This is a genomic window from Acidovorax sp. KPB24-03 (genome assembly GCF_057546605.1).
In genome coordinates this window covers 1-7,021 of the sequence record NZ_BAAJYR010000185.1, presented here as the reverse complement: position 1 = coordinate 7,021, position 7,021 = coordinate 1, and the positions used below count along the sequence as shown (strand labels likewise).

The 7,021-nt window shown below is 68.1% G+C and carries 4 protein-coding genes; 3 read left to right on the top strand and 1 reads right to left on the bottom strand.

The window, feature by feature from the left end; all coding sequences use genetic code 11:
- On the bottom strand, nt 1-3,285 hold a 3,285-nt coding region (locus tag AC27KI_RS16490), incomplete at its 3' end, for a hybrid sensor histidine kinase/response regulator (protein ID WP_487114789.1).
- 173 nt (nt 3,286-3,458) lie between these two features.
- Between AC27KI_RS16490 and urtA the strand changes: the two genes are divergently transcribed.
- The 3 genes from urtA to urtC form a co-directional block, all read left to right on the top strand.
- Nucleotides 3,459-4,724 (top strand): urea ABC transporter substrate-binding protein, encoded by a 1,266-nt coding sequence (gene urtA / locus AC27KI_RS16485; protein ID WP_272549824.1) that lies wholly within the window; start codon nt 3,459-3,461, stop codon nt 4,722-4,724.
- Between the two features lie 204 nt (nt 4,725-4,928).
- Nucleotides 4,929-5,843 (top strand): urea ABC transporter permease subunit UrtB, encoded by a 915-nt coding sequence (gene urtB / locus AC27KI_RS16480; protein WP_284394685.1) that lies wholly within the window; start codon nt 4,929-4,931, stop codon nt 5,841-5,843.
- 49 nt (nt 5,844-5,892) lie between these two features.
- A partial coding sequence (urtC, locus tag AC27KI_RS16475) for an urea ABC transporter permease subunit UrtC (RefSeq protein WP_487114787.1) occupies nt 5,893-7,021 on the top strand: 1,129 nt, incomplete at its 3' end.

The following is a 7,021-nucleotide window of genomic DNA, read 5'->3' as shown; positions in this document are numbered from 1 at the left end:
CTGGCCCTGCCGCGCCAGGCGGTTCAGGTCTTCGCGCAGGTCGGCGGGCAGGGTGTGGGGCGGCGGCGCGGGGCTGGCGGGTGGCGAGCCCTGCGAGGCAGGGGCCTTGGCCGGCGTGTTGTCGTGCACCCATTCCAGCTGCAGGGCGACCTGCAGGGCCTGCAGCAGTTCCGATTCGATGATGGGCTTGCCCACGAAACCCTGGCACTGGGCGGCGGCCAGCCGAGCGGGCTCGTTGTCGAACTGGTTGGCCGAGACGAAGACGATCGGCAGCGCCGCCGCCGGGCGCAGCGCCCGCAGCAGGGCGGCCGTCTGCCAGCCGTCGAGGTCGTCCATGGTGATGTCCAGCAGCACGAGGTCGGGGGGCGCCTGCCGCACGATCTCCAGGCATTCGCGGCCGCTGGCGGCCTCGCGCACGGTGAATCCCAGCGGCACCAGCAACCCGGCCAGCAGCTGGCGCTGCAGCGGCTGGTCGTCCACCACCAGCAGCGTGCGGCGCGGCGCGATGTGGCCGATGACGGGCCGCAGGGCCACGGCGTGCGTGGGGCGCCAGGCCGGGTCGGGGGAGATGCCGGGCAGGTACAGCCGCACGGTGAAGGTGCTGCCCTGCCCGTGCCGGCTGGCCACGGTGAGCTGGCCCCCCATGAGTTCGGTGAGCAGGTGCGTGATGGTGAGGCCCAGGCCCGTGCCCGCCTCGCTCGCGCGGCGCCCGGCGCTCCCGCGCTCGAACGGCAGGAAGATGCGCTCCAGGTCCTGCGGCTCGATGCCGATGCCGGTGTCGATCACCTCGATGCGCGAGACGTGCGGGCGAAAGTCCAGGCGCAGCCGCACCTCGCCCTGCTGGGTGAAGCGCACGGCGTTGGACAGCAGGTTGATGAGGATCTGGCGCAGCCGCTTTCCATCGGCCCGGATCCAGTCCGGCACGGTGCCCAGCGTCTCCACCACGAAGGCCAGGCCCCGGGCCTCGGCCTGCGGGCGCAGCATGCCTTCGACGTTTCGGATCAGCTCGGCCAGCGGCAGCGGCGCCAGGTCCAGCCGCAGCCGGCCCGCCTCGATGCGGGCCAGCTCGAGCGAGCCGTCGATCAGCGCGTGCATGTGCTGGCCGCTGTGCTGCATGGTGGACAGCGTCTCGCGCATCCAGCCGTCGGTCTCGGGGTTCTTGAGCAGGATCTGCGTGTAGCCGAGGATGCTGTTGAGCGGCGAGCGCAGCTCGTGCGTCATGCCGGCCACGTAGCGCGTCTTGGCCATGCTGGCGGATTCGGCCCGGTCCTTGGCGGCCTGCAGCTCGGCATCGGTGCGCTTGTGGGCTTCGATCTCCTGCAGCAGCAGCTGCTTCTGCCGCTCGGACTCGTCCTGCGCCATGCGCCGGCTGTCGGTGCTGAGCACCACCCACCAGGCGCACACGGCCGCCAGCAGGGACAGCAGGGCGAACACCTTCAGGAACGGGGTGCGCAGGAACTGGGCCGGTGTCTCCAGCCCCTCCTGCACATAGACCACGCCCACCAGGAACGCCATCACCGCGCACAGCGACACCAGCACCATCAGGTACTGGCCGAGGCGGAAGTTCACGCGGGCCGCCCAGGTGCGCGGCAGCAGCAGCGCGGCCACCGCGCGCAACTGGTCGGCCGCGCGCGAGCCGGTCTTGCAGCGGTCGTGGCAGCGCGATTCGAGCGAGCAGCACAGCGAGCAGATGGGCGCGCCGTAGGCCGGGCAGCGGGCCATGTCCTCGGACTCGAACGGGTTCTCGCACACGGCGCAGCGCACGGACTCGCCGGGCTTCCACAGCGTGTCCGGCATGCGGGCCAGGTAGTAGCGCCCGCCGGTGGCCCAGGCCAGCAGCGGCGACAGCGCCATCGACAGCGCCAGCGCGATGAAGGGAGAGAACGCGGCCGCATGGTCGCCCAGCAGGCCGGCGTAGGCGCAGCAGGCCACGGCGGCGGCCAGCACCATGGCCCCCAGGCCCACCGGGTTGAAGTCGTACAGGTGCGCCCGCCGGAACTCGATGCCCCTGGGCGACAGGCCCAGCGGTTTGTTGATGACGAGATCGGCCACCAGCGCGCCCACCCAGGCGATGGCCACGTTGCTGTACACGGCCAGCACCTTCTCCAGCGCGCCGAACACGCCCAGCGTCATCAGCAGCGTGGCGATGCCCACGTTGAACACCAGCCACACCACGCGTCCCGGGTGGCTGCGCGTGATGCGGGCGAAGAAATTGGACCAGGCGAGCGAGCCCGCGTAGGCATTGGTCACGTTGATCTTCACCTGCGAGACCACCACGAACACCACCGTGACCGCCACGGCCAGGCCCGGCAGCCCCAGCGCCTGCATGACCTGCTGAAAGCCGGCCAGGAACATCTGCGTGGGCTCGGCCGCGCGGTGCGTTCCCACCTCGAACTGCAGCGCGGCGAAGGCGAGGAACGCGCCGCCCGCCATCTTGAGCATGCCCATCACGATCCAGCCCGGGCCGGCCACCAGCACCGCGCCCCACCAGCGCCAGCGGTTGGCGGCGGTGCGCTCGGGCAGAAAGCGCAGGATGTCCACCTGCTCGCCGATCTGCACCACCAGGGAGAAGATCACCGCCGCCGCGGCACCGAACATGAGCGGATCGAACTGGCTGCTGCCGCTCTTGAGGCCCGACAGCCCCGCGAAGTCGCGGTACAGCTGCGGCTGCGCGAGCGCGATCCACACGAAGGGCAGCAGCAGCAGGAAGAGCCACAGCGGCTGCGTCCACGCCTGCAGCCGGGAGATGAGCGTGATGCCGCGCATGGCCAGCGGCAGGATCACGAGGGACGACAGCACATAGCACCACTGCAGCGGCCAGTCCACCACCATCTGCAGTGCCAGCGCCATGATGGCGGCCTCCAGCGCGAAGAAGATGAAGGTGAACACCGCGTAGATCAGCGAGGTGATGGTGGAGCCCAGGTAGCCGAAGCCCGCGCCGCGCGTGAGCAGGTCCATGTCCAGTCCGTAGCGCGCCGCACAGTAGGCGATCGGCAGGCCGGTGAGAAAGATCAGCACGCCCACCGCCAGGATGGCCCACATCGCATTGGCGAAGCCGTAGTTGAGCGCGATGGCGCCGCCGATGGCTTCGAGCGCCAGGAACGACAGCGAGCCGAACGCCGTGTTGGCCACGCGCCATTCGCTCCAGCGCCGAAAGCCCTTGGGCGTGTAGCGCAGCGCGTAGTCCTCCATCGTCTCGTCGGCCACCCAGGCGTTGTATTCGCGGCGGAAGCGAAAAATGGTCTGCGGCGCGGTCTGGGGGGTGGGCGGTGCGATCGGGGCCATGCCGGGCCTGCATGCAAGAAACGTTCTTGTCCGCGCCGTGCGCCGGGGCCGGGCGGGCGGCTACGTCAATTGACGTATGGGCGCGCAGCAGGGTTGTCCCTAATCTTGGCCCCAGCGCGGAACCACCGACGCCGTCCAACCACCCCGTATTGCCTGTTGCAAGGAGCGCTCCCATGAAGCACCCCCTCGATCCGAATGTCTCCCCCCTCCTGGCCGCGGATGCGGGCCGCCGCCGGCTGCTGCAGGCCATGGGGGCCGCCTCGGTGGCGGGCCTGCCCGCGTGGTCCTTCGCGCAGCCCACGGCGCAGGTCAACACCACCAAGCTGGCGGTGACGGACACCGAGGTCACCGTAGGCCAGCTGCATTCGGCGACCGGCACCATGGCCATCTCGGAGACGGGATCGATCCAGGCCGAGCAGCTCGCCATCGACCAGATCAACGCCATGGGCGGCGTGCTGGGCCGCAAGATCAAGGTCATCAAGGAAGATGGCGCCTCCGACTGGCCCACCTTCGCCGAAAAGTCCAAGAAGCTGCTCATCAACGACCACTGCGCCGCCGTGTTCGGCTGCTGGACCAGCGCATCGCGCAAGGCCGTGCTGCCCGTGTTCGAGAAGGAGAACGGCCTGCTGTACTACCCCACGTTCTACGAGGGCCTGGAGCAGTCCAAGAACGTGATCTACACCGGCCAGGAGGCCACGCAGCAGATCCTGTACAGCCTGGAATGGGCCAAGACCGAGAAGAAGGCCAAGACCTTCTTCCTGATCGGCTCGGACTACATCTGGCCGCGCACCTCGATGAAGATCGCACGCAAGCACGTGGAGAACTTCCAGAAGGGCAAGGTCGTGGGCGAGGAGTACTACCCGCTGGGCAGCACCAACTTCGGCTCGCTCATGAACAAGATCAAGGTGCAAAAGCCCGACTGCCTGTTCGTCGCCGTGGTGGGCGGCTCCAACGTGGCGTTCTACAAGGCGCTCAAGGCGGCGGGCATCACGGGCGACAAGCAGCTGCTGGTGACGCTGTCGGTCACCGAGGACGAGATGACCGGCGTGGGCGGCGAGAACTTCGCGGGCTTCTATTCGTCGATGAAGTACTTCCAGTCGCTGGACAACGAGAACAACAAGAAGTTCGTGGCCGCCTTCAAGGCCAAGTACGGCCCCAATGCGGTGATCGGCGACGTCACGCAGGCGGGCTACCTGGGTCCCTGGCTGTGGAAGGCCGCCGTCGAGAAGGCCAAGAGCTTCGACGTGGACAAGGTGGTGGCCGCATCGCCGGGCATCGAACTCAAGACCGCGCCCGAGGGCTACGTGAAGGTGGACGCCAACCACCACCTGTGGAGCAAGTCGCGCATCGCGCAGGGACTGCCGGACGCCACATTCAAGGTGGTGGCCGAATCGCCCGAACTCATCAAGCCCGATCCCTTCCCCAAGGGGTATCAGTGACCACCCCCTGAGGCGCTGCGCGCCTTGCCCCTCTCTCGCTGCGCGGGAGGGGGACGACACCTTCGGTGCGGGGCGGCCCTTCCTCGGTGTCCCCCGCATGAGGCCGCGCCGGTCGTCAGTCCCGCGCCTGGTGCGGACCGTTGTGAGGGCGGCACTGCCGCATCGGGTTTTTTCTTTGATGGGCTTGCACGCAGGAGCTGCACCATGACCTTTTCCGAAATGATGAACATCGGCCTGATGCAGGGCTTCGCCGGCCTGAGCCTGTTCGCCGTGCTGCTGCTCATGGGCCTGGGGCTGGCGATCATCTTCGGCCAGATGGGCGTCATCAACATGGCGCACGGCGAGTTCATGACCATCGGCGCCTACACCATCTACCTGGGCTCCACGCTCGCGTCCACGCACGCGCCGCAGTGGATGCCGTTCTATTTCCCGCTGGCCATCGCCGCGGCCTTCGGCTTCGCGTTCATCGCGGGCTGGCTGGTGGAGTGGGGCCTGATCCGCCACCTGTACAAGCGCCCACTCGACACCTTGCTGGCCACCTGGGGCATCAGCCTGGGGCTGCAGCAATGCTTTCGCACCTTCATCGGCCCCAAGGAAGTGAGCCCGACCCTGCCTGACTGGCTGCTCGGATCGTGGGCGCCCGCCGAGGGGCTGGACATTCCCATCAACGGCCTGTTCGTGCTGGCGCTCACGCTGGTGGTGACGGCGGGCGTGCTGCTTGCGCTGCACAGGAGCCGCTGGGGCCTGCGGGTGCGCGCCACGGTCAGCAACCGGGTGATGGCCAACGCCATCGGCATCGATACCAAGAAGACCGACCGACTCACCTTCGCCATCGGCTGCGGTATCGCGGGGGTGGCGGGCGCTGCGTTCACCACCATCGGCTCCACGGGGCCCACCTCGGGCTCGCTCTACATCGTCGATGCGTTCCTCGTCGTCACCTTCGGCGGCGCGGCGAGCCTGCTGGGCACGGTGGTGTCGGCCTTCGGCATCGCGCAGACGCAGTCGATCACCGAGTTCTTCCTGGCCGGCTCCATGGCCAAGGTGATCACGCTGTCGCTGATCGTGCTGATCCTGATGGTGCGGCCGCAGGGCCTGTTCGCCTCGAAGGTGCGCCGCTGAGCGCGCGCCCACTGCTTTGCCCCCACCCTGCACCCACCGGAGTCGTCCCATGAATGCCCTCAAAGCCTGGATCCTGCGCTACCAGTTGGCCAGCCTGGTGCTGCTCACGGTGCTGCTGGCCGTGGTGCTGCCGCTCGCCCTGGACATCTTCCGGCTGAACCTCGTGGGCAAGTACCTCACGTATGCCTTCGTGGCCATCGGCCTGGTGATGGTGTGGGGCTATGGCGGCGTGCTCAGCCTGGGGCAGGGCGTGTTCTTCGGTCTGGGCGGCTATGCCATGGCGATGTTCCTCAAGCTCGAAGCCTCCGACCCCGTGAGCACCAGGATCCAGTCCACGCCCGGAATCCCCGACTTCATGGACTGGAACCAGATCACCGAGCTGCCCGCCTTCTGGGTGCCTTTCAAGAGCCTGCCGTTCGCGCTGGCGGCCGTGATCGTGGTGCCCACGCTGCTGGCCTGGATCGTGAGCTTCGCCATGTTCAAGCGCCGCGTGGGCGGGGTCTACTTCGCCATCATCACGCAGGCGGTGGCGCTGATCTGCACGGTGCTCATCATTGGCCAGCAGGGCTACACGGGCGGCGTGAATGGCATGACCGACCTGAAAACCCTTTGGGGATGGGACACGCGCACCGACAGCGCCAAGTACATCCTGTACTACGTGTGCGTGGCACTTTTGGTGCTGTCCATCGTGCTGTGCCGCTTCATCCAGACCAGCAAGCTGGGCACGCTGCTGCTGGCCATGCGCGACAAGGAAGACCGCGTGCGCTTCTCGGGCTACGACGTGGCCAATTTCAAGGTCTTCACCTTCTGCCTGGCGGCGGCGCTCTCAGGCATCGGCGGTGCGCTGTTCACGCTGCAGGTGGGTTTCATGTCGCCCAGCTTCGTGGGCATCGTGCCGTCCATCGAGATGGTGATCTACGCCGCCGTGGGGGGGCGCATGAGCCTGGTGGGCGCGGTGTACGGCACGCTGCTGGTGAACGCGGGCAAGACGTACTTCTCGGAGAGCTTTCCCGACCTGTGGCTGTTCCTCATGGCGGGGCTGTTCATTGGCGTGACCATGGCCTTCCCGCTGGGGCTGGCCGGCCTGTGGGAAAGCCGCATCGTGCCCTGGTGGAAGGGCCGCCGCGAGGCCCTGCGCCAGGCGGCGGTGCCCGCGCCGCAGGCCGCCGCGCACGCAG

What these genes read in the sequence shown, in the direction of transcription:
- urtA (WP_272549824.1), top strand. Translation starts at nt 3,459, where the DNA reads ATGAAGCACCCCCTCGATCCGAATGTCTCCCCCCTCCTGGCCGCGGAT.
- urtB (WP_284394685.1), top strand. Translation starts at nt 4,929, where the DNA reads ATGACCTTTTCCGAAATGATGAACATCGGCCTGATGCAGGGCTTCGCC.